This window comes from Paenibacillus xylanivorans (genome assembly GCF_001280595.1).
Lineage (GTDB): Bacteria > Bacillota > Bacilli > Paenibacillales > Paenibacillaceae > Paenibacillus > Paenibacillus xylanivorans.
In genome coordinates, this window is sequence record NZ_LITU01000065.1 from 114522 (window position 1) to 136767 (window position 22246).

General features: G+C 45.7%; 19 protein-coding genes and 1 pseudogene. 15 read left to right on the plus strand and 5 right to left on the minus strand.

The window, feature by feature from the left end:
- Positions 1 to 160 precede the first annotated feature (160 nt).
- The 11 genes from AMS66_RS17850 to AMS66_RS17900 all read left to right on the plus strand — a co-directional run bounded on the left by AMS66_RS17850 (position 161) and on the right by AMS66_RS17900 (position 13247).
- Positions 161 to 1264 carry an NADH:flavin oxidoreductase gene (locus tag AMS66_RS17850; RefSeq protein WP_053782084.1) on the plus strand — a complete coding sequence of 368 codons (1104 nt, stop codon included), beginning with the start codon at positions 161 to 163 and terminating at the stop codon, positions 1262 to 1264.
- A gap of 419 nt (positions 1265 to 1683) precedes the next feature.
- Positions 1684 to 2970, plus strand: coding sequence for a beta-N-acetylhexosaminidase (gene nagZ / locus AMS66_RS17855; protein WP_236703492.1), 1287 nt, complete (start codon positions 1684 to 1686; stop codon positions 2968 to 2970).
- Positions 2971 to 3043: 73 nt separating this feature from the next.
- Positions 3044 to 3748 (plus strand): response regulator transcription factor, encoded by a 705-nt coding sequence (locus AMS66_RS17860; protein ID WP_053782085.1) that lies wholly within the window; start codon positions 3044 to 3046, stop codon positions 3746 to 3748.
- On the plus strand, positions 3745 to 4731 hold the full coding sequence (locus AMS66_RS17865) for a sensor histidine kinase (RefSeq protein ID WP_053782086.1): 987 nt from the start codon (positions 3745 to 3747) through the stop codon (positions 4729 to 4731). Before AMS66_RS17860 ends, AMS66_RS17865 begins: the two co-directional genes overlap by 4 nt.
- Before the next feature lie 278 nt (positions 4732 to 5009).
- Positions 5010 to 5783, plus strand: coding sequence for an ABC transporter ATP-binding protein (locus tag AMS66_RS17870; protein WP_053782087.1), 774 nt, complete (start codon positions 5010 to 5012; stop codon positions 5781 to 5783).
- On the plus strand, positions 5755 to 7713 hold the full coding sequence (locus AMS66_RS17875) for an ABC transporter permease (RefSeq protein ID WP_053782088.1): 1959 nt from the start codon (positions 5755 to 5757) through the stop codon (positions 7711 to 7713). Before AMS66_RS17870 ends, AMS66_RS17875 begins: the two co-directional genes overlap by 29 nt.
- A gap of 137 nt (positions 7714 to 7850) precedes the next feature.
- On the plus strand, positions 7851 to 9281 hold the full coding sequence (locus tag AMS66_RS17880) for a 4-hydroxyphenylacetate 3-hydroxylase family protein (RefSeq protein WP_053782190.1): 1431 nt from the start codon (positions 7851 to 7853) through the stop codon (positions 9279 to 9281).
- A gap of 217 nt (positions 9282 to 9498) precedes the next feature.
- Entirely contained in the window at positions 9499 to 10206 is a 708-nt protein-coding gene (locus AMS66_RS17885; protein ID WP_053782089.1) for a response regulator transcription factor, read from the plus strand.
- Positions 10184 to 11635, plus strand: a complete 1452-nt coding sequence (locus tag AMS66_RS17890; RefSeq protein ID WP_053782090.1) for a sensor histidine kinase — start codon at positions 10184 to 10186, stop codon at positions 11633 to 11635. Before AMS66_RS17885 ends, AMS66_RS17890 begins: the two co-directional genes overlap by 23 nt.
- A 100-nt stretch (positions 11636 to 11735) precedes the next feature.
- A complete protein-coding gene (locus AMS66_RS17895; RefSeq protein ID WP_053782091.1) occupies positions 11736 to 12815 on the plus strand; it encodes an AI-2E family transporter in 1080 nt (359 codons plus the stop codon).
- 33 nt (positions 12816 to 12848) lie between these two features.
- Positions 12849 to 13247 carry an Asp23/Gls24 family envelope stress response protein gene (locus AMS66_RS17900; RefSeq protein ID WP_053782092.1) on the plus strand — a complete coding sequence of 133 codons (399 nt, stop codon included), beginning with the start codon at positions 12849 to 12851 and terminating at the stop codon, positions 13245 to 13247.
- 83 nt (positions 13248 to 13330) lie between these two features.
- On the opposite strand, the gene AMS66_RS17905 is transcribed toward AMS66_RS17900, so the two are convergent.
- Complete coding sequence (locus AMS66_RS17905) at positions 13331 to 14164, minus strand: AraC family transcriptional regulator (RefSeq protein WP_236703493.1); 834 nt, start codon at positions 14162 to 14164, stop codon at positions 13331 to 13333.
- Positions 14165 to 14379: 215 nt separating this feature from the next.
- Between AMS66_RS17905 and AMS66_RS17910 the strand changes: the two genes are divergently transcribed.
- From AMS66_RS17910 to AMS66_RS17920, 3 genes are all read left to right on the plus strand, one after another.
- A complete protein-coding gene (locus tag AMS66_RS17910; protein ID WP_053782094.1) occupies positions 14380 to 15384 on the plus strand; it encodes an aldo/keto reductase in 1005 nt (334 codons plus the stop codon).
- Positions 15385 to 15679: 295 nt separating this feature from the next.
- On the plus strand, positions 15680 to 17272 hold the full coding sequence (gene mbcS / locus AMS66_RS17915; RefSeq protein ID WP_407944554.1) for an acyl-CoA synthetase MbcS: 1593 nt from the start codon (positions 15680 to 15682) through the stop codon (positions 17270 to 17272).
- A 51-nt stretch (positions 17273 to 17323) separates the two neighbouring features.
- On the plus strand, positions 17324 to 18568 hold the full coding sequence (locus AMS66_RS17920; protein WP_053782096.1) for an aminopeptidase: 1245 nt from the start codon (positions 17324 to 17326) through the stop codon (positions 18566 to 18568).
- A 90-nt stretch (positions 18569 to 18658) separates the two neighbouring features.
- Here the strand turns inward: AMS66_RS17920 and AMS66_RS17925 are convergent.
- Together AMS66_RS17925 and AMS66_RS17930 are read right to left on the minus strand one after the other, a co-directional pair.
- A pseudogene (locus AMS66_RS17925) lies at positions 18659 to 19124 on the minus strand (AraC family transcriptional regulator).
- Between the two features lie 461 nt (positions 19125 to 19585).
- Positions 19586 to 20218, minus strand: coding sequence for a nitroreductase family protein (locus tag AMS66_RS17930; protein WP_053782097.1), 633 nt, complete (start codon positions 20216 to 20218; stop codon positions 19586 to 19588).
- Positions 20219 to 20359: 141 nt separating this feature from the next.
- Between AMS66_RS17930 and AMS66_RS17935 the strand changes: the two genes are divergently transcribed.
- Entirely contained in the window at positions 20360 to 20599 is a 240-nt protein-coding gene (locus AMS66_RS17935) for a hypothetical protein (RefSeq protein WP_053782098.1), read from the plus strand.
- Between the two features lie 163 nt (positions 20600 to 20762).
- Here the strand turns inward: AMS66_RS17935 and AMS66_RS17940 are convergent, their stop codons facing one another.
- Entirely contained in the window at positions 20763 to 21536 is a 774-nt protein-coding gene (locus AMS66_RS17940; protein ID WP_053782099.1) for a M15 family metallopeptidase, read from the minus strand.
- Between the two features lie 243 nt (positions 21537 to 21779).
- The gene (locus AMS66_RS17945) at positions 21780 to 22142 is read right to left on the minus strand and encodes an iron-sulfur cluster biosynthesis family protein (RefSeq protein WP_053782100.1); all 363 of its coding nucleotides are present in this window, start codon (positions 22140 to 22142) and stop codon (positions 21780 to 21782) included.
- Positions 22143 to 22246: the final 104 nt, after the last annotated feature.

The window sequence follows — 22246 nt, forward strand, 5'->3', positions numbered from 1 at the left end:
CTTTCTTCGAAAATTTGAAAATAAAAATCAGAAACTATAAAATAGAAAGGTGATATATGTTAATCAACTCGCTAAATAACATCTGTGGTAGTTATACAAGAGCATGTGCAAGAAAGTGCACATGTTTTCTTCCAATCTGATCGTAAAGGAGCAATACACAATGAATGTACCGTCAGCTTTGTTTAAACCATTTACCTCGGACAAGCTTACCTTGTCCAACCGGATCGTCATGGCGCCCATGACTCGTGGATTTTCACCTGAAGGTGTACCCGGACCAGAGGTCGTGGAATACTATCGTCGCAGAGCAGCCGGAGGTGTAGGGCTGATTATTACGGAAGGAACGGGTATTAATCACCCTTCATCTGTTAGTGGCGCAAGCATTCCAGTGTTCCATGGCGAAGAATCACTGCAGGGTTGGACGAATGTAGTCAAGGCAGTCCATGAGGCAGGAGGCAAAATTATGCCACAATTGTGGCATGTGGGCACAGCCCGCCGTTCAAGCGATCTGCCTAATGCAGAAGCTGAGCCAGTAGGTCCATCGGGACTAAGTATGGCAGGTGAATCGGAGAGAGAACCACTGACTGAGGACGAAATCAAGGGTCTCATCCAGGCATTTGCCCAGGCAGCAGCCGATGCGCAGCGCATCGGTTTCGATGGTATTGAGCTTCATGGGGCTCATGGCTACCTGATTGATCAATTCTTCTGGGAACACACCAATCGTCGTACGGATAAATACGGAGGCGATCTGGTACAGCGCACGCGTTTTGCTGTCGAAGTTATTGAAGCATGTCGCGCTGCTGTAGGTCCTGACTTCCCGATCGTGCTTCGTTTCTCCCAATGGAAAATGGGGAACTACGACGCACGTTTGGTGGAAACACCAGAACAACTGGAGCAGTTCCTTGCACCTCTGACGGCTGCAGGCGTAGATATCTTCCATTGCTCAACACGTCGATTCTGGCTGCCGGAATTTGAAGGCTCAGAGCTGAATCTGGCAGGCTGGACACAGAAAATAAGTGGCAAGCCGGCGATTTCCGTTGGATCGGTAGGGCTTGAAGCAGAATTCGTGGATAGAGCGAACGAAAACCAGGGAGCTGGCGATGCTCACCTGGATCAATTGAACGAGAAAATGGAGAAAAATGAATTTGATTTGATCGCATTGGGGCGTGTGCTGTTGAGTGATCCGGAATGGCCGAACAAAGTTCACGAAGGACGCCAGTCCGAAATTGTTCCCTTTACAACAGAAGTGTTGAAAACACTCTATTAAGAGGATTTTTAGAAGAGTTGTATGAGCAGACGCCAATGGCAACGAAAACTGAAAACAAACTTGAGGCCGCCGAAGGGCGGCTTTTTCACCTTCTTTTAATAATAATTTCATCATATGAAAAATTCACAACAGAAAACCATTTTTCGCACCGCTGACACCTTTTTTCATTCCCTCCAATCACACACGCCCGAGGTAATAACACAATGAAGTACCACACTTTAACCACAAAAGGGGGATTTTTTTGCGTTATTCAGATTACATCTTCATCATTGGTGCGCGAGCCGTCTCTATTTTGAAAATGAAGCACCTTATGATAAGGTTATGCCTGAACCACATTCAATCTGAATGACAACAACGCTTAAGGAGGATGACCATCCTTGTACATCCATAGTCGCAATTCAAAAAACAAACACATAAACATGCTTCAAATGCTGTTCCTGTTAATCGGAATAGTCCTGCTCTTATCCGCATGTGGGCAGTCTCAGAAGCCATCTTCTTCAGAGCAAAATAACAATAATGCCGGAACGGAGACAGATGCGAATTCAAACGCAGATACAAATGATCAGGATGACCAACAAAATACAGTGCCTCCGCAGGAAGAGAAAGATCCGGTACAAGAGCAGCTCGAACAATTGTCTTTGGATGAGAAAGTTGGACAAATGATTCTCGCAGGTGTTCAGGGGACCACTTTGGATGCCCAAGCGAAACAGATGATCACGGATCAGAAAGTGGGAGGCATTATTTTCTATGCCAATAACGTCTCGACCCTTCAGGGGACAGCGAAGTTCGTGCAATCCATTAAGGACGTAAATCGTTCCAATCCGGTTCCAATCTTCATGAGTGTGGATCAGGAGGGCGGCAAAGTGAGTCGCATGCCGGAAACGGTAGAGACCATTCCTTCCAATGGAAAAGTGGGAAAGACGAAAGATGCTGATTTGGCTGAAACAATGGGTAAATTGCTGGCAAGACAAATTCAGCTTGTAGGCTTCAACGTTGACTTTGCTCCGGTGCTAGATGTCAACAGTAATCCGAATAACCCGGTGATTGGGGATCGTTCATTTGGCAGTTCAGCCAGTCTGGTGTCGCGAATGGGTATAGCCGAGATGAAGGGGCTGCGCAGCGAAGGGATTATTCCGGTAGTGAAGCATTTTCCCGGCCATGGAGACACGTCAGTGGACTCCCACCTGGATCTGCCTGTCGTAAACAAAACAGAAAAGCAACTTGCCCAGCTCGAATGGATTCCGTTTGAGGCTGCGGTGAAGGAACAGGTAGAAGCGGTTATGGTAGCCCATATTCTGTTTCCGAAACTTGATCCTGACCATCCGGCCTCCTTGTCGGACGTCATCATTGGTCAGCATTTGCGTGGCAAATTCAAGTATGACGGTGTGGTCATCACGGATGATCTGAGCATGGGAGCAATTGCGAAAAATTACAAGCTGAACGATGCCGCCGTTGCGACGGTTCAGGCAGGGAGTGATATTCTGCTTGTGGCTCACAGTTATGAGAGTGCCAAGACCATTTTTGATACGCTGATGAGCGCGGTGAAGTCAGGGAAGATTTCTGAATCTCGAATAGATGAAAGTGTGTATCGAATTCTGGCTTTGAAGCAGAAGTATAACTTGTCCGATGACCAACAGTCGTCTGAAGATTTGAAACAGCTGAACGCCGACATTCTGAATTGGCGCAAGCAGGTCGATGCCCGATAGTACCAACCTGTGTTATGATTTTGGAAAGAGAATTGCATATTCCATTACGACAGGTTAGAGGTGAGACCTTTTTATGTATACGATAATGATTATTGAAGATGATCCAAAGATTGCGGGTCTACTTCAATCCCATATCGAGCGATATGGTGACAGGGCCGTTGCGGTTGAGGATTTTGAGCAAGTCGTCCAGCAGTTCGAACAAATTAAGCCGCATGTCGTGCTGCTGGATATCAACTTGCCGAGTTACGATGGGTTCTATTGGTGTCGCCAAATTCGTTCCATCTCCACATGTCCGATTATTTTCATCTCGGCCCGGAGTGGCAAGATGGATCAGGTCATGGCGCTTGAGAACGGTGCGGACGATTATATTACGAAGCCGTTTGAGCATGAGATTGTCATGGCCAAAATTCGAAGTCAGCTGCGCCGGGTGTATGGTGATTACGCTGCGCGTCATGAAGAGCGCAAGGTGGAACTGGATGGACTAACTGTTTATCTGGAAAGATTGGAGATGGAGCTCGGTGATCGCAAGATACAGCTGACCAAGAAAGAAACCATTTTGCTGGAGACGTTGCTGCGTCGCAGTCCCAAACTGGTTAGCCGTGAAACCATCTTGGAAAAGCTGTGGGACGATTCCTTTGTGGATGATAATACACTTAGCGTGAATGTGACCCGCGTGCGTAAACGATTGACTGAGTTGGGAATTACAGATGCGCTGGAGACGGTAAGAGGTTCAGGTTATCGACTCAACAGTAATTGGAAGGCATCGTCGCCCTCATGAAGTTGTTTATCAAAGAACATATTGTACTGACTTGTTGGGTAATCGTTGTGCTGCTCACTGTGGTTGCGGTCTTCTGGTACGACGGCTATGACCACTGGTTAACGGCCGCGTATGCGGTATCTCTGGGGCTAGTCCTATATGCAGCCTATCTCATTTATCGGTATCTGTCCCATCGCATGTTTTATTCCCGGATGTCCCAACGAATGAATGATCTAAAAGAATTCGTTCCACTGAATGAGCCCGCGCCCTTGCCGCAGGCATTGTCAGAACTGCTGGACTCACAGTACGGTCATTATCATGCGCATCTGCATCGTCTGGAACAGCGTCAACAGGAATACCTGACTTTTATGAATCAATGGGTTCATCAGATGAAGACACCTTTGTCCGTCATTGAACTGACGGTTGAGGATCAGGAGGATGAGGATCCCCGTTTCATCAGCATTCGAGAGGAAGCAGACCAGATGAGACGAGGACTGGAAACGGTGTTGTACATGGCGCGGCTGGAGACATTTGAACAGGATTTCAGTGTGGAACCGGTATCCCTCAAGGAGGCCGGAGAAGAAGCCATCCATGAGCTGAAACGATTCTTCATTCGCAATCACGTATATCCCGAGATGAAAATTGATTCTGCGTTAATGGTTCAGTCGGATGCGAAGTGGATTCGGTTTGTCCTCGTACAGCTGTTATCCAATGCCATCAAGTACTCTTCCGGGGGAAACGGGCAAAAGGTAACCATCCAGGCTTATGAATCCACACGGTCCATCATTCTTGAAGTGAAGGATCAGGGAGTGGGTATTCCCAAGTCGGATCTTAACCGAGTGTACCAGCCTTTTTTCACCGGAGAGAATGGGCGTCACTTTAAAGAATCCACGGGGATGGGACTGTATATTGTTAAGGATGTCCTGACACGAATGAATCATCGGATTGACCTTACATCCGTTCAGGGAGAAGGAACCACAGTAACCATTACATTTGAAACCTGAAATATAAATCTGCATGATACGGAACGAAATGAGAAGACGTCTGGTGCCCTGACAGGGATCGGCGTCTTTCTCATTTTCTACATAGATGAAACACCCCAAAGAGCGACGTGACATGTAACCTTACAATAATGTCATGAAGATGAAAGGTTAATCCATAGGAGAATGGTCGAAACTTCGATAGACTGAAGTCAGAAAGTAGAGAACGACCTCGATTTGCGATGAAGTTCAGCCCAACTTAGTTTAATTCAAATTCGAAATCTAAAAGGAGCCATTAACCTATGGAGATATGTTCAGTGAATCAGATTAGCAAAATTTATAAAGGGGTCGTGTCGTACGAAGCCTTGTCAGGTATTGATCTCAGTATTCAGGAGGGTGAATTCGTTGGCATTATGGGTCCATCAGGCAGCGGCAAAACAACGTTGCTGAACATGATTTCAACCATTGACCACCCTACTTCAGGGGAATTGCAGATTGCAGGAAAGAATCCCTTTGAACTGAATCACGATGAACTGGCCTTGTTCAGACGTCGAGAGCTGGGATTTGTATTTCAGTCGTTTAACCTGCTCAACACACTCACGGTAAAAGAAAACATTGTCCTGCCACTTACTCTCGACGGAGTACCTGTTGAGGAGATGAATGAGCGTGTTGGCCGACTCGCAGAGAAGCTCGGCATCGCAGATCTTCTGAACAAACGCACCTATGAAATCTCCGGAGGTCAGGCCCAACGGACAGCAATCGCACGAGCCCTGATCCATTCACCCAAGCTGGTGCTAGCGGATGAGCCTACAGGAAATCTTGATTCGAAGGCGGCACGTGATGTGATGGAGATGCTGGAACGCCGTAACCAGGAAGATCGGGCCACCATGCTGCTGGTTACTCATGATGCTGTTGCGGCAAGTTATTGCAGCCGAGTTGTATTTATTAAGGATGGAAGACTGTACAACGAAATTCATTATGGAGATAACCGATCGACTTTCTATCAGCGGATCATCAACGTGTTATCCCTGATGGGAGGCTCGGGACATGAATTTTCGCCAGTTCGCCATTTATAATGTCGTTCGGAACAAACGAATTTACTTGGCCCATTTTCTGAGCAGTACGTTTTCGGTCATGATCTTTTTTACGTATGCGCTGCTCTTGTTTCACCCGGATCTGAAGGATGGACTGAAAGGTTCAAGCGGGACAGTGAACATGCTTGCTAATCAGGGATTTCTGATTGCAGAGATCATTATTTTCATCTTTTCGTTTCTGTTTCTGCTCTATTCTGTAGGTTCATTTCTAAAGACGCGTAAAAAGGAATTCGGCATATTTCAAATCATTGGTATGACACGTAAACAGATGAACCGACTGTTATTTATGGAAAACTTGTGCATAGGATTGGCCGCCATTGTGGCAGGCGTTGGATTAGGAATGATCTTTGCCAAGCTGATCCTGTTGATCTGCGGTTCGATGCTGGCTGTGGAAGAAAGTCTCCGATTCTATTTTCCATTAAAAGCAATCGCACTTACTGTCGGAGCATTTCTGCTGCTGTTTGTTGTGATTGCGCTGAGCTCATCTCTGCTGATGCGCAAAGGGTCATTGATTGACCTTGTAAAATCAGAGGAAAAACCAAAACCCGAGCCAAAGGCTTCTCGTCTTTTAGCACTTCTCTCCGTCATACTCATTGGGGGTGGATATGCGGGTGTATTTGCCTTTGTATGGATCACATACTCTTTCCCTTTGCTGCTTGGTAGTGTTGTTTTGGTTATTGCAGGCACGTATCTGTTATTCACCCAACTTAGTGTGTATGCCATTCGGGCGCTCAAAGGCAATAAGCGTTTGTTTTTCCGCAAAACGAATTTGCTGTTTCTTTCCGAACTTACCTATCGAATGAAAGATAATGCGGTCATGTTTTTTATGGTAAGTGTGATCTCGGCTTCCGCCTTTACAGGCATTGGTACGATGCTGGCGATCGCTGATCCGGGATTGTCATCCATGACGAATCCATATGCGTTTACTTACCAAAATTCATGGGATACACCTAACGCAGAACGCCACGTCAGGAAGATCGAAGAAACACTCATTGATAATGAAGTTCCGTATCAAAAAGGAAGTTATATTCCGCTGTATGACAACGAGGGCAACTATATCATCAAACTCAGTGAGTATAATAATCTTGCGAAGGCACTCGGTTACAAAGAGCGAACTCTGGAGAATGGCAACGACTCATTTATGACTCCGGGTAATCTTACGAGTCGCAAGACGTTACGTGCAAAGGTCGGGCAGGGTTCAACTCAGAAAAATATCGATATGAGGGTTGGAGAAACAAATAAAAAGGTACGTCTAACAACACCTGAAACCGAGATCGTCATCCCGGTTGAATATACAAGGGACGTGTATGTGGTTTCCAATGAGCTGTACGATAAAATGAATAAGGAATTTAAGAATGAAATCCAAGCGGATGAAAATTTTTATTTCGATAAAAAAACTCAATTTGTTGTGACAGATTGGATGGGAACGCGGAAGTTTGCTCCTGATCTGATCGAATCCATTCAAAATGACTCAGATGGTCAGGGCTACTTCGAGATCAGCGCTCTCGTGCTGGATTGGCTTAATTCCAAACAAACTAATGGTATTATCCTAATTCTAAGTGGATTGATTGGCATTGTCTTTTTCACCTTTGCTGCAAGTTTTACCTACTTCCGGTTATATGCTGATCTGGAACGGGATGAAGAGCAGTACCGCATGATTGGTAAGATGGGACTGAGTCACCCGGAGCTTCGCAACATCGTAACCAGACAGCTGGTATTGATGTTTTTCCTACCAATAGTGTTGGCCATTACCCACAGTTCCGTTGCATTTGTCGCATTGCAGCAGTTGGTTGATTTCTCTGTTATGGGTTATACTTTGCGCATTTTCCTCGTATTTGCATCCATGCAGATTCTATTTTTCCTGCTGGTACGCTGGCGCTATCTGCGTCATATGTATGCCAAATTGATCTAATATAAATCAAATAGAACAGACACCGGACCTTAGGTTCGGTGTCTGTTGACTTTTTCCTCCAAAGCAAAGTACTATTTCAATAGATACAATATGTATCGTTCTAGTTACTGAGAAGGAGGATTACATTGAGCATAACGATGTCCCGTGGACAAGCTTATCTGCAACGATTGAACGATGAACGGAATGTATGGCTGGATGGAGAACGTGTTCGCGTAACCGAGCATCCTGCCTTCCGGGGAACCTTGCAAACGATTGAAAGTCTGTTCAATCTGGTGGATGATGCGGACACGAGAGAAACAGTGGCTTATTGGGATGAGCAGACGAATGGATATGTACATCAGGCTTTTCAAGTACCCCGCAATGCTCAGGAGATCAGCAACAGGGCGGCAGCCTTTCGATTGTGGTCTGATCGCACCTACGGGGTAATGAGCCGTCTCTCGGATTACGCTCGATCCCGCCTGACTGGATGGTACGCCACACGGGATGCCATGGCTGTATATGACCCGGCATATGGAGGTAAAATAGCTACCTATTATGATGAAGCAAAACGTAAGGATGCCTTCCTGACCATTGTGCAGCGGGACCCGCAAATTAATCGTGCTCTGCCTGTCGGGGAAGATGAAGATGCGATGCTTCGAATTATTCGTACCAATACAGAGGGCGTTGTCCTCCGTGGTGCCAAGATGGTGGCAACTGCTGCTCCATATGCGGATGATATCATTGCATATCCGATTCAGCGCATTCCTGGACATCGCCCGGAATTGGGGCATATGGTTATTGTGGCAACAGGCAGTCCAGGATTACATATGGTATGTAGAGAATCTTTTGCAACATCAGATTCAGATACTGCTCATCCGCTCAGTAGTCAGTATGATGAGATGGATGCTGTATTATTTTTTGACGACGTATTCGTACCGTGGGAGCGTGTACTGCTGCACAACAATCCGGAAGCGGTATGGCAGATTCGCTGCAACGTGGCATCCTCCAGTTTGGCTTACCATCAGAGCGTTATTCGGCTGCATTCGAAGCTAGAATTCATTACAGCCATCACGTCTTCTATTGCCAAGGAAATTGGAGTGGATTCCTTCCTGAACGTACAAGAACAGCTTGGGGAGATGGTCAGCCAGATGCATACGATTGAAGGACTCATCATTGCATCTGAGGCACAGGCTACACCGGATGTTCATGGTAACTGGCTACCAGCATTCAAATATATCGAAACAGCCCGTAATCTGGGGACCCGTTATTACCCACGCGCTGTTGAGATTTTGAAGACTATAGCCGCAGGTGGCCTTATTCAGATCCCTTCCGGGAAGCTGGAGTTCGAAGGAAGTATCAGCCCCATGATGAACAAGTATCTTGGAGGCGTAACGATGCAGGCACCAGAGAAGATTCGATTATTTCAGCTCGCCTGGGAGCTGACGGGAAGTCCCTTGGGAGCCAGACATGATCTGTATGAACGTTTCTATGCCGGTGACCCGGTACGCAATCGGGCGAGTCAGTATGTGCAGTATGACAAGGACCGATTATATGCACGGGTTGAACCATGGTTACATAGCAAGGGATGAATGATACTGAAGAAACGTTGCTTGTTTTTCTTTGTGTTTAAAGCTCTGGCCTGATGCCCGGGCTTTTTATTTAGGTTATCTTTAGAAATGGTTTAGATTGAATTAAGAGACGTAGTATATAGTAGTAACGTATAGACATATGAACCATAGGAAACGGGATGTGCGGATACGAACTCTAATGAAAACTGAATTTTGAAATAGGAATGAGAGGATTTGCATGAGATACACATTATTAATTGCAGATGACGAACCCGAAATTGTGGAACTGCTTCAGCTGTACCTGGAGAAGGACTACAACATTGTGACAGCCGTTAATGGAGTAGATGCGCTACAGTGTATCCGTTCAACTCAGATCGATCTGGTCATACTGGATATTATGATGCCCGTGATGGATGGACTGCAATTGATCAAACAAATCAGGTCCACACACCATATGCCTGTTCTGTTCCTGTCGGCCAAAAGCCAGGATCATGACAAAATCCTTGGACTCGGATTAGGTGCTGATGACTATATCTCGAAGCCCTTTAATCCGTTGGAGATTGTCGCCAGAGTGGAAGCTTTGCTCAGGAGAGTCAATCAATTTGATGCACCGGACGTGCCTGCTGTCAAAGAGATGAATCTTGTGCTCGGTGAGCTTAGGCTTGATCGATCCCAATGTATCCTGTTTCGCTCAGGGAAGCCTGTAACGTTGACCTCTACAGAATACAAAATCGTAGAGCTTTTGCTCGAGCAGCCAGGCCGTGTCTTCACCCGCAAAAAAATATACGAAGCCGTCTGGGGAGATTACTACGCGCACGAGGACAGTACGATCATGGTACATATCAGTAATATTCGGGAGAAGATCGAGCGTGACTCCAGGCAACCGGAATATTTAAAAACGATAAGGGGACTGGGATACAAAATTGAAGCGCCCATGGAAAGCTAGAGAAAAGAGACTATTGCAAACGTCCCTGACCCTGGACTTTTTGCTGTTCAACTTCTTTTTGTTGCTACTGGTAGCAATCGTCTACATTATCATTACTCTGGATGTGGTCGATTTCCGCATTTCGGATCAGGTGGTTGATCCCGATCTGAATGTGGAGGCGCATGTGTATGTGACAGAACTGGAGAACGAATGGCTGTCCGGTAGTTCAGATGAGGCCAATAATACCGAGATTCAGCGTCTCAAGGACAGCGGGGGATGGATTGAAGTGCTCGATGCGGATCGCAGGGTCATTCGTTATATCGGGGACAAGCAGGATACGTTCACTCAATACAGTGAAGCCGAACTATATGAAGGACTCGAAAACCGAAATGAACAGCCGTACTACTACTCCATTAGTCCGCTATCGACAGATGGAACTGCTGAGTACGTTTTGCTAAAGATTCCGCGTGAGCTGGTCAGTGTGCGAATTAACGATAATCAACTGATTACCAATTTGAAGCATCCATTATCGTTTTACATTATGATTGGGATCGGGCTGGTCTTGCTGCTGATATTTGTATACAGCTATTGGGTCGCCCGGCGAATCAAAAAACCGCTGAGTATTCTTTCTCTAGGTCTTACCCAGATGATTCAGGGGAATTATAGTACACGCATGTCCATCTCGGCAGAGAGGGAATTTGTCCAGATCGGTGAAACCTTCAATTATATGGCGGACGTCATTGAGAATACATCTGCGGAGAAACGATATGCCGAAGAGAGCAAACAGCGACTGATTGTGGACCTGTCACATGATCTCAAGACCCCGATCACGAGTATTCAGGGATACGCCCAGGCTTTGGTGGAAGGGCGCGGGGAAGATAAGGACAGGCAGCAGCGATATCTGGGGTATATCTACAACAAGTCCGTTCAGGTCGCGCGTATGATTCAGAATATGCTGGAATTGCTCAAAGTGGATTCACCTGACTTCCGTATGCACATTCAGCAGCGGGAAATCGGCGAATTTGTACGTGAGATCATGGCGGATACGTATGGTGAGATTGAGCAGAACCATTTTGGCCTGCATGTGCTCGTTCCTGATGAAGAGATCTATGCAAGGTATGATCCGGAACTGCTGTCCAGAGTGATTCAGAACCTGATTACAAACGCCTTGTCCTACAATCCACGGGGAACGGAGCTGCGTATGGAGTTAATTCCAATGGACAACCATGTCGTTATTGAGGTCGCTGATACCGGTGTGGGTATCCCTCAGGAGTTGTGGGCAACCATCTTTGATCCATTTGTGCGAGGGGATGAGGCGCGTACGGGAACCGGAGGGACTGGACTTGGACTGGCGATTGCGCGGCGAAACACCGAGAAGATGGGTGGACGATTAACACTTTCCCGGCGCGGACGTGAGACGACGGTGTTCACTATACAGATTCCGAAATAAAGAACCGACATAAAGGATAAGGTTGACATAAACATTCTGTCATTCTGATCGCATTTTGCAAAATGCTCATATAGAAAAGGTTAAGTGGAGGGGAAACTTTTTGTTAAAAGTAAATTCGTTTGTACGTTTCAGTATTGCACTGGCACTGATACTGATTAATATCTATCTGTTATCACGTGTCAGTTTCATTTTCCAACCGCTTGTTACCATGATTACGGTGATTACCGTGCCGATGATGCTGTCCGTATTCTTTTATTATCTGCTGCGGCCACTCGTCAATTACATGGAAAAAAAGAAGCTGAATCGCACACTTAGCATTTTGCTGATCTATCTGGTGTTTGGTATACTGTTCGCCCTGTTTATTATAGGACTATGGCCTTCACTCCGCGAGCAGTTGATCAATCTGGTAGATAACGCACCAAATCTGCTTAATTCACTAAGTTTGCAGCTCAAAGAGCTTGAACAGAACGGTGCCATTACGGCTTTGTTCCCGGAAGGGTCGACTCCGTTTTCGCAGATTACCGATTACATTAACAAAGGCTTCACCTTTGTAACGAACTATGTGAGTGGATTCTTCTCACTCATCTCAAGCTTTGCGATTGTTCTGTTCACCTTCCCGATCATTTTGTTCTATATGCTGAAGCAGGGAGAGAAATTCGGTCGTAAGCTGGTGCACATTGCACCAAAACGCTTCCAAAAAGACAGCCGTGAAGTAGTACTTGAGATCGATCAGGCGTTAAGTGGCTTTATCGTGGGACGAGTTCTCGTGAATCTGGCACTTGGCGTGCTGATGTATATTGGTTTTCTGATCATTGGTCTACCATATGCACTGCTGTTAACTGTAATTGCGGTCATTATGAACTTTGTTCCGTTTATCGGGGCGATCCTGTCTTCCGTTCCTATTGTCATTATGGGACTGGTGGTATCCCCTTCGGTTGCGATATGGTCACTCATTATTATTCTCGTAGCACAGCAAATACAGGATAATCTGGTTGCACCGTATGTATTCGGCAAAAAACTCGATATTCACCCGCTCACCACCATTATATTGGTGTTGGGTGCAGGAGATCTGGGCGGCATTATTGCCATTCTGATTATCATCCCTGTCTACATGATCGTTAAAATTATTTTGGTTCGAATCTATCAGCTTTTCTTCAAGGACAAATGGCAGAACGCTTAAACATTTATAACTTATATAGAAGGAGTGGAAATTATGTCTGAAATCATCCCACAACCATACACTGAACCTGAGTATATTGAGCCACAATCTGTTCAAATGGGCGCCATTCATATTTCCAACGATGTCGTATCCAAAATTGTCGGCATGGCCGCTCAAACTACAGAGGGAATATCCTCCATGTCTGTTGGTCTTACCGAAGGAATCGCCAAGAGCATCAGCGGAAAGAGCTTGCAAAAAGGGATTGACGTTGCGATCAAAGATGACCAGGCATCCATCCAACTACGAATCAATGTTCAATTTGGTAAAAAGATGCATGAAGTCTGTCAGGAACTTCAACATAATGTGCAGCAAGCTGTGGAGCAATTAACAGGCATTATGGTAAATGAAATTAAAGTTCAAGTGGTAGGCGTAACCATGCAGGAGCAGGTTTAAAGCAGAACGTGCAGAACGAATGGAATTCAGCCATAAGCAGGTAGGTATATCCTGTCTAAAATTACAAAAACAGCACCATCCCATTAGCTGCATAAATGGGATGGTGCTGTTTTGTGTTTCCGATAATACGTAGGGGCTTCGCCCATGACTTTTTTGAACATTTTCGAGAAAAGCAGCTGGTCGGCATATCCAACGGAACGGGAGATATCCCCAATGGTCAAAGCCGGGTCCAACGTCAGTTCAGCCGCCCTGCGCATCCGGTAATTGACCAGATAAGACTGAATGCTGGTGCCCATCTTGTCTTTAAAGAGGGAGCACAAGTAACTGCGCTGCAACCCAACATGAGACGCAATGGACTGTACGGTTATGGTATTGGCATAATTAATCTCAATGAAATCCATCACCTGAGTGACATAGGTTTCCTTCGTGTAATCCTGGAACGGAATAGGTCTATCCTCACTGGCCCGATCGATCAATATGGAGAAAAACTGAAACAGTAATCCCGTCATGCTGATCTCCCAACCCTTATGGGTATTACGAGAGCTGATCATGCGGTGCAGACAGGAGCGAATCTCGTCATCATCATTGCCCAGCTCAAAGATCGGATGGTGCTCAGACAGGCAACTCTGCTGCAGTAGCGAAGGACAGGTGCTTCCTTGGAAAGCAACCCAGCTATACTCCCACGGGTCATTCTGATCTGCTTCATAATGAACGACAGAATGGGGGACGATGAGAAAACCCTGTCCTTTGCGCAGCTCAACCTTTTTGCCTCCGACTTCGAATGTGCCTTTTCCGTCCAAAATGTAATGGATTTTGTAATAGTCTCGCATGGCCGGGCCGAAGTGGTGACCGGGTGCGCAAGCTTCTGTACCATAATGAAGGAGCTGCAGCTCCTGAAAGTGATTGTTTTTGCACATATACGTAATCAAGGCTATTCACTCCTATTTTGAAGTCGTTACATCTTGCATTTTAACATATAAAAGGTGAAAAGGAATCGTTTTATGAATATCCTTTGATGAAGATAACAATCATTTTTCCATATCGATGTAGTGAAATGCCATATCGTTTTGCTTTGAAAGTGTCTAAGATGAAAGGGTATTCAATAACTTTTACAGGAAAAGAGAGAATAACGATGCCCTATACTGCGAATGAACAACGATACAGTGAAATGAAGTACGCACGCTCTGGCAAAAGCGGAATCAAGCTGCCGCAAATTGCTCTTGGCTTATGGCAGAACTTTGGTGGAAATCGCACCCTTGATATTCAGGAAGAGATGATCCTGCGCGCATTCGATCTGGGGATTAACCATTTCGACCTGGCAAACAATTATGGGCCACCTCCAGGATCAGCTGAAGAGAATTTCGGTGTGATTTTCAAAAAACATCTGCGTCCTTATCGCGACGAACTGCTCATCTCAACCAAAGCAGGTTATCATATGTGGAACGGTCCTTACGGCGAATGGGGTTCCCGCAAAAACCTGATTGCCAGTCTGGACCAAAGTTTGGGCCGTATGGGATTGGATTATGTAGATATTTTCTATCATCACCGTCCAGATCCGGAGACACCGCTCGAAGAAACGATGACTGCGCTGGATCATATCGTTAGACAGGGCAAAGCATTGTATGTAGGCCTGTCCAACTATGATGCCGAACAGACCAAAGAAGCCGTTACCATTTTACGTCGTCTCGGAACACCTTGTCTCGTTCACCAGCCGAACTACTCGATGCTGCATCGCTGGATTGAGGATGGATTGCAGGATGTGCTGGATGAGCATGGCGTAGGATCGATTGCATTCTGTCCGCTTGGCCGTGGTCAGTTGACGAATAAATATGTGGACAAGATCAAGGAAGAGCGTGCCAAACCAACAGGCAATCTGAGAAAAGAAGCCTATACTGACGAACGGATTGCCAAGTTCGAAGCACTTCAGGCGGTTGCCGAGCGGAGAGGACAAACGATCTCCCAATTGGCACTGAACTGGATTTTACGTGGCAACCGGGTTACCTCAGCCTTGATCGGTGCTAGTCGTGTGTCCCAGATCGAAGAAAACGTAGCTGCTCTTCAGGCACCAGATCTGACGACGGAAGAGCTGAATGAAATCGAAAGCATCTTGAATGGCATCGGAAATTACGCTTGGTAAGATTGTAACGGAGAGATAAGACTTTGAAGATTCAGAGTCATGTCTACAATGATTAAATCGATCCCATATGTTATAAATATGTTGGAATAACTAAGGTGTCTTCCTGTAGTCGGGAGGACTCTTTTTTGTCTTACTTATTATTTTTAATATGAGGAGATGGATCTTGAAGGGTATCGTTCTAATTGACCTGTGTTTATTTTTTTCTTAAACTATTTCATATCATAGCACCAGGTCCTAGGATTTAGGGTATAATATATAGATGCTATACATTTGAAATATGAAGGAGAGGCTCCATTTGAATTTTCAACAGTGGATTTCGCCTGAAACCTATAACCTGACATCCGAGATGGAGAATCACCCGTCGGATCGGGTTGCACTTAGATGGCTGAGCGATCATAAAGAATTGGAAGAGATCACTTACGGTGAGTTATTAAAGCAGGCAAATCGTCTTGCTGGAGGGCTGCGTGATCTTGGTTTGGTGAAGGGTGACCGAGTGCTGGTCATGGTACCACGACGGATTATTGCCTATGTCATTTACATTGCCTGCCTGAAACTGGGCATTGCTGTTATTCCTTCTTCCGAGATGCTGCGTGCGAAAGATCTGGAGTATCGTCTCCGGCATTCCGAGGCGCGGGCTGTGATTGTCTGGTCCGAAACTACAACTGAAGTTGAAAAAATGAATGCAGATCTGCCAGCATTGGCACACCGCATCGTTGCTTCGCCGACTGGCGATGATAGCGTACCCGGAGAAGGGTGGGTCAACGTACAACAGTTAATGCAAGGCCAATCCGATGAGATGGCTGCGGTGGAGACACATCGTGACGACATTGCCATTCTCGCATATACCTCCGGTACGACCGGGAATCCAAAAGGCGTAGTACATAGTCATGGTTGGGGATATGCCCATTTGCGGATCGCTTCATCGTTATGGCTAGATATTCAGCCTTCAGATACGGTCTGGGCAACGGCAGCTCCTGGATGGCAAAAGTGGATCTGGAGTCCGTTTCTGTCCGTACTCGGAAGAGGCGCAACCGGACTCGTGTATAATGGATCATTCCAACCCAAGCGTTATCTGGAACTGATGCAGGAGCATCATATCAACGTCCTATGCTGTACGCCGACGGAATATCGCTTAATGGCCAAAGCAGACGATCTTGGTAAGCATGATTTGTCCGCGTTGCGCAGCGCCGTGTCCGCCGGAGAGCCGTTGAATCAGGAAGTGATTGAAATTTTCCAGCGTCACTTTGACCTGACGATCCGGGACGGATATGGACAAACCGAGAGCACACTGCTGATCGGCAGCTTGAAGGATGCTCCCGTACGAATCGGTTCGATGGGGCAGTCGATTACACCAGGGCTCATTGAGATCATCAATGAAGAGGGACAACCTGTACCTGCTGGTGAAGTAGGAGATATCGCAGTGCATAAGGATATGCCAGCCTTGTTCCGTGCCTATTATCAGGATGAGGGACGAAAGGAAGCGAATCAGCGTGGGGATTATTTTGTAACAGGTGACCGCGCACGCAAAGATGAAGAAGGCTATTTCTGGTTTGAAGGACGCAGTGATGATATCATTATCAGTTCGGGATACACGATTGGACCGTTCGAGGTGGAAGAAGCGCTGATGAAACACGCCAGCGTGAAGGAATGCGCCGTTGTGGCAAGTCCTGATGAGATCCGTGGTAACGTAGTGAAAGCATTTGTTGTGCTGAGAGACGAGTCTCTCGCATCACCAGAACTGGTACGTGAACTGCAAAACCATGTGAAGGCATGGACAGCACCATACAAATATCCACGCAAAATCGAGTTTGTAGCCGATCTGCCGAAGACAAACTCCGGAAAAATCCGTCGTATTGAACTGCGTGAGCAAGAAAAACGAAATGCTTAACTAATTTTGCAGCAATAGCCATTCAAATATGAATTAGGAGTGAACACAACCATGAGTAATTTTGAACAAACCTTTGAAAAATCGTTGGAACAATACGCGGAGCTGGTTGTCAAAGTCGGCGTAAATATTCAGAAAGGGCAAGATCTGCTCGTAACGGCACCCATTGAGACACTGGAATTTACCCGTCTGATCGTGCAAAAAGCGTATGCGGCTGGTGCCAAGTATGTACAGGTTGATTTTGATGACGACGATATTACACGCAGTCGTTTTCAACATGGCTCTGAAGACAGTTTTGATTATTACCCGGCCTGGAAGGCTGAAATGATGGAGAAGTTTGCAGAAGCAGGCGGTGCGACTCTGACGATCAAAGTACCTGACCCTGAATTGTACAAAGGCATCAATTCCGACAACGTTTCGCGTGCAACCAAGGCGGCGGCTCATGCACGACGCGGATATTCGAAATATACACGTAACCACGAGATTAGCTGGTGTCTGATCAAAGCGCCAACCAAGGCATGGGCGAACAAAGTGTTTGCTGACATTCCTGAGGAAGATCGTATTAACGTCATGTGGGAAACCATCTTCAAAATGAACCGTGTCGATGGCGGAGACGCTGTACAGAACTGGAAAAAACATTTGGACACTCTAAATGCCATGAGTGATTTGCTGAACAAGAAAAACTATAAAAGCCTGCACTACCGTGCACCAGGAACGGATTTGAAAATTGAGCTAGTGAACAATCATATCTGGGGAGGTGGCGGTGGCGAGAACAAGCAAGGTGTATATACCGTTGCGAACATGCCTACAGAAGAAGTGTTTACAATGCCGAAGCGCAGCGGAGTGAACGGATTCGTCAGCAGCACGATGCCATTGAACCTGAATGGACAACTTGTAGACCAGATGAGAATTACGTTCAAGGATGGACAGGTCGTTGCTTTTACAGCAGCTTCGGGCGAAGAGCATCTGAAAAACCTGTTTGCCACCGATGAAGGTGCACGTTATCTTGGCGAAGTGGCCTTGGTGCCGCATGATTCCCCAATCTCGAACTTGAATCGTATTTTCTATAATACCGGCATAGATGAGAATGCATCCTGCCATCTGGCCGTCGGAAGTGCATATCCATTCAACATGAAGGATGGTACGACGATGTCTAACGAGGAATTGCTGAAACATGAATGCAATGTCAGTCTGACCCATGTGGACTTTATGATCGGCTCCGCAGGGCTCGACATTGATGGTGAGTTGCAGGATGGTACGGTGGAACCTGTGTTCCGCAAAGGGAACTGGGCATTTTAATTGGTAAATCATCTGCAAAAAGACAAAAAAGTGACTTCAACATTGAAGTCGCTTTTTTGCGTATGCGTATTGCACTAACTTTGCATTAGCTTATAGTGACTTTACGGGTACACATATTTCGCAAACATCCAGAGGAAGGAGATTACCCGCATACCTTTCCAAAATAGGTTTGTTGTCCATTATATAACCACTGTTCTGTAAATACGGGAAAATCTCGGTCCAGGCTCGCTTCACATCTTCTGCGGTATGTTTGACTTTACAAACCAGATACTGCCCGCCAGGAAGTTCAGCTTCTTCAAGTTGGGGAGTCGATTCATCCAGACAATAATCCTCCGATATGACATTACAAGCATCATACCTGCATTGAGAGGGGGGGCGTGGTTTCCGGGTTATCCTGCGGAATGCCGAACAAGATGGCTGTTTCCGTAAGCAGATTTTTGGATCTGGCCCAGGTCTTTAACGTCTCCATCGTGTGACTGTTGGCAGGACCATAAGGACCCACTTGTCGTACATAGGCAATTCGGGATGTTGACAGGTTTTCAATGTGAAAGTTCATACGTTTTCATTCCTTTCGTTACGGTTATGGGGTACATTTTGAATGCTATCATGGTATAAAAAAATATTCATATGTATTTTTGGCAAAAGAAATATCGTAGGACTTTAAGTCTATCTTCAGTGGAAATTGGTTCGTAGGACTTGCGATATTTTTGTTTCCGCATCAGCAAACACATAGAATTGAAGATATCATCATGGCATTGGAAACTTAGTAGGGAGTTAGGGGGAGAATAATTGTAATGGATATTACCCGAGATTTTACCGACGAACTTTTTAAACAATGGGTGCTGGTGCATCTCTGCGATCATCGAGGTTATATTCAGTCTAGCGACATCGATACCGTTACATCACTGTCAATCGTGTTATGCATCGTTTGACGATAAAATTGAAATGTCTGAAACGCTTATATATGAAACGTATTAAAGCCACGAGATCGTGGCTTTTTTGGTTTGCATCTTTTCGTTATTCGGCGTGCATTTTGTTAAAGCTGACATATTCGTTAATCGGTTTGCGGTATCCGCGTGGACGCTGTTTGGCGTCTGATTTTTTACCGATCGTAATCATCATCACAGGTACATAATGTTCTGGAATGTCAAGACTACTTTGTAATTCATTCGCATCAAAACCGATCATCGGACATGTATCCCAACCCATATCTTGCGCAATCAGCATGAGCTGCATCGCAGAGAGGCTGGCATTACGGATGGCGTCTTCACGCTGGAATACGCTCCCTCGGGACTCGTAGAAATCAAATACACTTTGGGATTCCTGCTCATATTCGAATGGGGTAACGATGCCCAGATGAAGCAAACCTTCGTTAATGGTGCGGATATGGTGGTGGGCTTTGGTATCTCCCAAGACAACGATGACCGCAGAGGCGGTTTTCACTTTATATTGCTGTGAAGCCTCGTATACTTTCTCTTTCTGGGCCGGGTCCGTCAGCACAAGGTAATGTGCGTGTTGCAGGTTAAAGGCAGACGGAGCGAATTTGTTCAGTGCAAACATTTGTTGCAAATCCGATTCGGGTATTTCAATTCCTTCTTCAAAAATAATGGCGGATCTGCGGTTTTTGACCAGGTTCTCCAGTTCACTCATGGTTGTTTCCCTCGCTTATGTATGGTTTATAAACTGACTATAACACACTTAGTTACTTTATGTAAGTATTATTTAGTATTATTTTTGAATAAGACAAGATCTGCCTGCCATACGATAAAAATAAAACAGTAGAGGTGATTCATGAGAACACTCCTTACAAGGTATAGGGAGCGGAAGTCCAGAAATGAGTTTCAGGTCTATGTCATCGAATCCTCCACGCTAAAACGTTTTTTAGTGGTGGAGATGGTGCTGGGTACCCTTGCGTATAATGTTGCACTTTATCTGTTTCATAATGCACTTCTTGCTGGTGTGGGTTCTTGGGCAGGAACGGAAAGCGTAAAGAGACTGCCAGTCGTTTTCAGAAAAATTGTAGGTCCTTGATCTAAGGAAGAATGATATTTGCTGCTTATTTATGTAGGTGTAGATGTGATGCAGGGATGAAAGGCCCGATACCGGGCCCCGTCCTCTATAGTTCAGTCTGTTCGTTTACATACTATAGTCATAAGAGCGGAACGAACACCTTTTTCATCCAGGTTCCTGGTTTTTATTTGGCGCGCTCCAGATACTGTTCGAGTGTAAGGTTCTGGCTTGTTATTTCCCCAGCAATGTACACACCCACATAACGCACATGCCATGGCTCATAAGAGTAGCCTGTCAGTTTCTCCTGATCTTTACCATAACGAATGATGAATCCGTATTTATGTGCATTGGCTTTCAGCCATTTACCTTCCTTCGTGTTTCCAAAGCTTTGTTGCAAATCATATCCCGCTGATGCGCTGGAGATATCCATTGCAAGACCCGTCTGATGTTCACTTTGTCCAGGACGAGCACTGGTTTTATTGGCGACAGCTTCGCCTTTGATACTCGCATTTCGATCGAAAATGGATTTCTGCGTCGCATAAGAGCGATAGCCAGACACGGCTTTAATATCTATGCCGTCTTTCTTTGCTGCTGCGAACAAGTTCTCGATTGCGGTTGCAGCTACTTTACGCATTTGCTTTTTCGGACTGGAGCCGGAGAAGCTGAATGGAATGTTAGGAACAACCAGATCCTGAGGGGCATAGGTTGAAGGCAAGTTTCTCTTTTTATTCACAAGCACAACTGTACTTGATAGATTCGTCACCGTTGCCAGACCACCGCTCGTTTTGATTGTACGTCCAGGTGCATTATCGTGCAGGAATTGAGTGAAGCTGGAGCTGGCAGCAGATGCGACCGGGTTCATCACTTTGGTGAAGGGCAGCGTTGTGAATGCTGAGCCTGCTACGACAGATCCTATGAGTATCGTGGATACGATAGATTTACGTGTAAAAGATTTCATGATGTGTGTTCCTCCTCGGGTTATATCAATCTCGTGCTTTGCTATATACCGAGTATACTAGAGGATTATATCCATAGGTTCTCCAATTGTTTCCGAGTTGTAAACAAAGATTGCGAGATTCATAGTTTTTAATGGTCTGACGAGAAAAAGAACACGAAAAAGACTCTGCACCTTGGGTGCAAAGTCTTTGTGTGTACATAGATGCGAATCAAGTCCTCGTCTTACTAGAAAAGAAACTGTGAATTACAGCTCGCACGAAACAGAATTGCCGGAGCTTCCAGCAGCCACTGAGCGGGCATCCCGAACACGGACATTGCTGCTGAGTACGCCGGAATCACTGCTTAATTTGAATGAAGGGTAGTTGGGTTCCGTGTCCAGCTTCATGTGCTGCTCCAGGTTTAACTGTTGCTTCGGATCGACATAGAACGGCACCAGATTGGTTTCAATCTGTACATCCAGAGCTTCGGGTTCATCTACGATGAGTATGGCAATAATTCCGTTACAGCCACAACCTTCCATGTCATAGATCACTTTGAAATAACCGGGCTGATCATTCAGGCTTTGAGTCAATCGCCCAGCAGCCAAATCTGTAATGTTTATATGCATATTGCTACACTCCTTTTATATGTTGGCATGATCGTAATAGTAATTGGATGAATTCAACTTCTATGATCATTATACCACTCTGTCAAGAATCAAAGCATTTATTT

Coding starts and splice junctions, on each gene's coding strand:
- AMS66_RS17850 (WP_053782084.1), top strand. CDS start 161: ATGAATGTACCGTCAGCTTTGTTTAAACCATTTACCTCGGACAAGCTT.
- nagZ (WP_236703492.1), top strand. CDS start 1,684: ATGCTTCAAATGCTGTTCCTGTTAATCGGAATAGTCCTGCTCTTATCC.
- AMS66_RS17860 (WP_053782085.1), top strand. CDS start 3,044: ATGTATACGATAATGATTATTGAAGATGATCCAAAGATTGCGGGTCTA.
- AMS66_RS17865 (WP_053782086.1), top strand. CDS start 3,745: ATGAAGTTGTTTATCAAAGAACATATTGTACTGACTTGTTGGGTAATC.
- AMS66_RS17870 (WP_053782087.1), top strand. CDS start 5,010: ATGGAGATATGTTCAGTGAATCAGATTAGCAAAATTTATAAAGGGGTC.
- AMS66_RS17875 (WP_053782088.1), top strand. CDS start 5,755: ATGAATTTTCGCCAGTTCGCCATTTATAATGTCGTTCGGAACAAACGA.
- AMS66_RS17880 (WP_053782190.1), top strand. CDS start 7,851: ATGTCCCGTGGACAAGCTTATCTGCAACGATTGAACGATGAACGGAAT.
- AMS66_RS17885 (WP_053782089.1), top strand. CDS start 9,499: ATGAGATACACATTATTAATTGCAGATGACGAACCCGAAATTGTGGAA.
- AMS66_RS17900 (WP_053782092.1), top strand. CDS start 12,849: ATGTCTGAAATCATCCCACAACCATACACTGAACCTGAGTATATTGAG.
- AMS66_RS17905 (WP_236703493.1), bottom strand. CDS start 14,164: ATGTGCAAAAACAATCACTTTCAGGAGCTGCAGCTCCTTCATTATGGT.
- AMS66_RS17910 (WP_053782094.1), top strand. CDS start 14,380: ATGCCCTATACTGCGAATGAACAACGATACAGTGAAATGAAGTACGCA.
- AMS66_RS17920 (WP_053782096.1), top strand. CDS start 17,324: ATGAGTAATTTTGAACAAACCTTTGAAAAATCGTTGGAACAATACGCG.
- AMS66_RS17930 (WP_053782097.1), bottom strand. CDS start 20,218: ATGAGTGAACTGGAGAACCTGGTCAAAAACCGCAGATCCGCCATTATT.
- AMS66_RS17935 (WP_053782098.1), top strand. CDS start 20,360: ATGAGAACACTCCTTACAAGGTATAGGGAGCGGAAGTCCAGAAATGAG.
- AMS66_RS17940 (WP_053782099.1), bottom strand. CDS start 21,536: ATGAAATCTTTTACACGTAAATCTATCGTATCCACGATACTCATAGGA.
- AMS66_RS17945 (WP_053782100.1), bottom strand. CDS start 22,142: ATGCATATAAACATTACAGATTTGGCTGCTGGGCGATTGACTCAAAGC.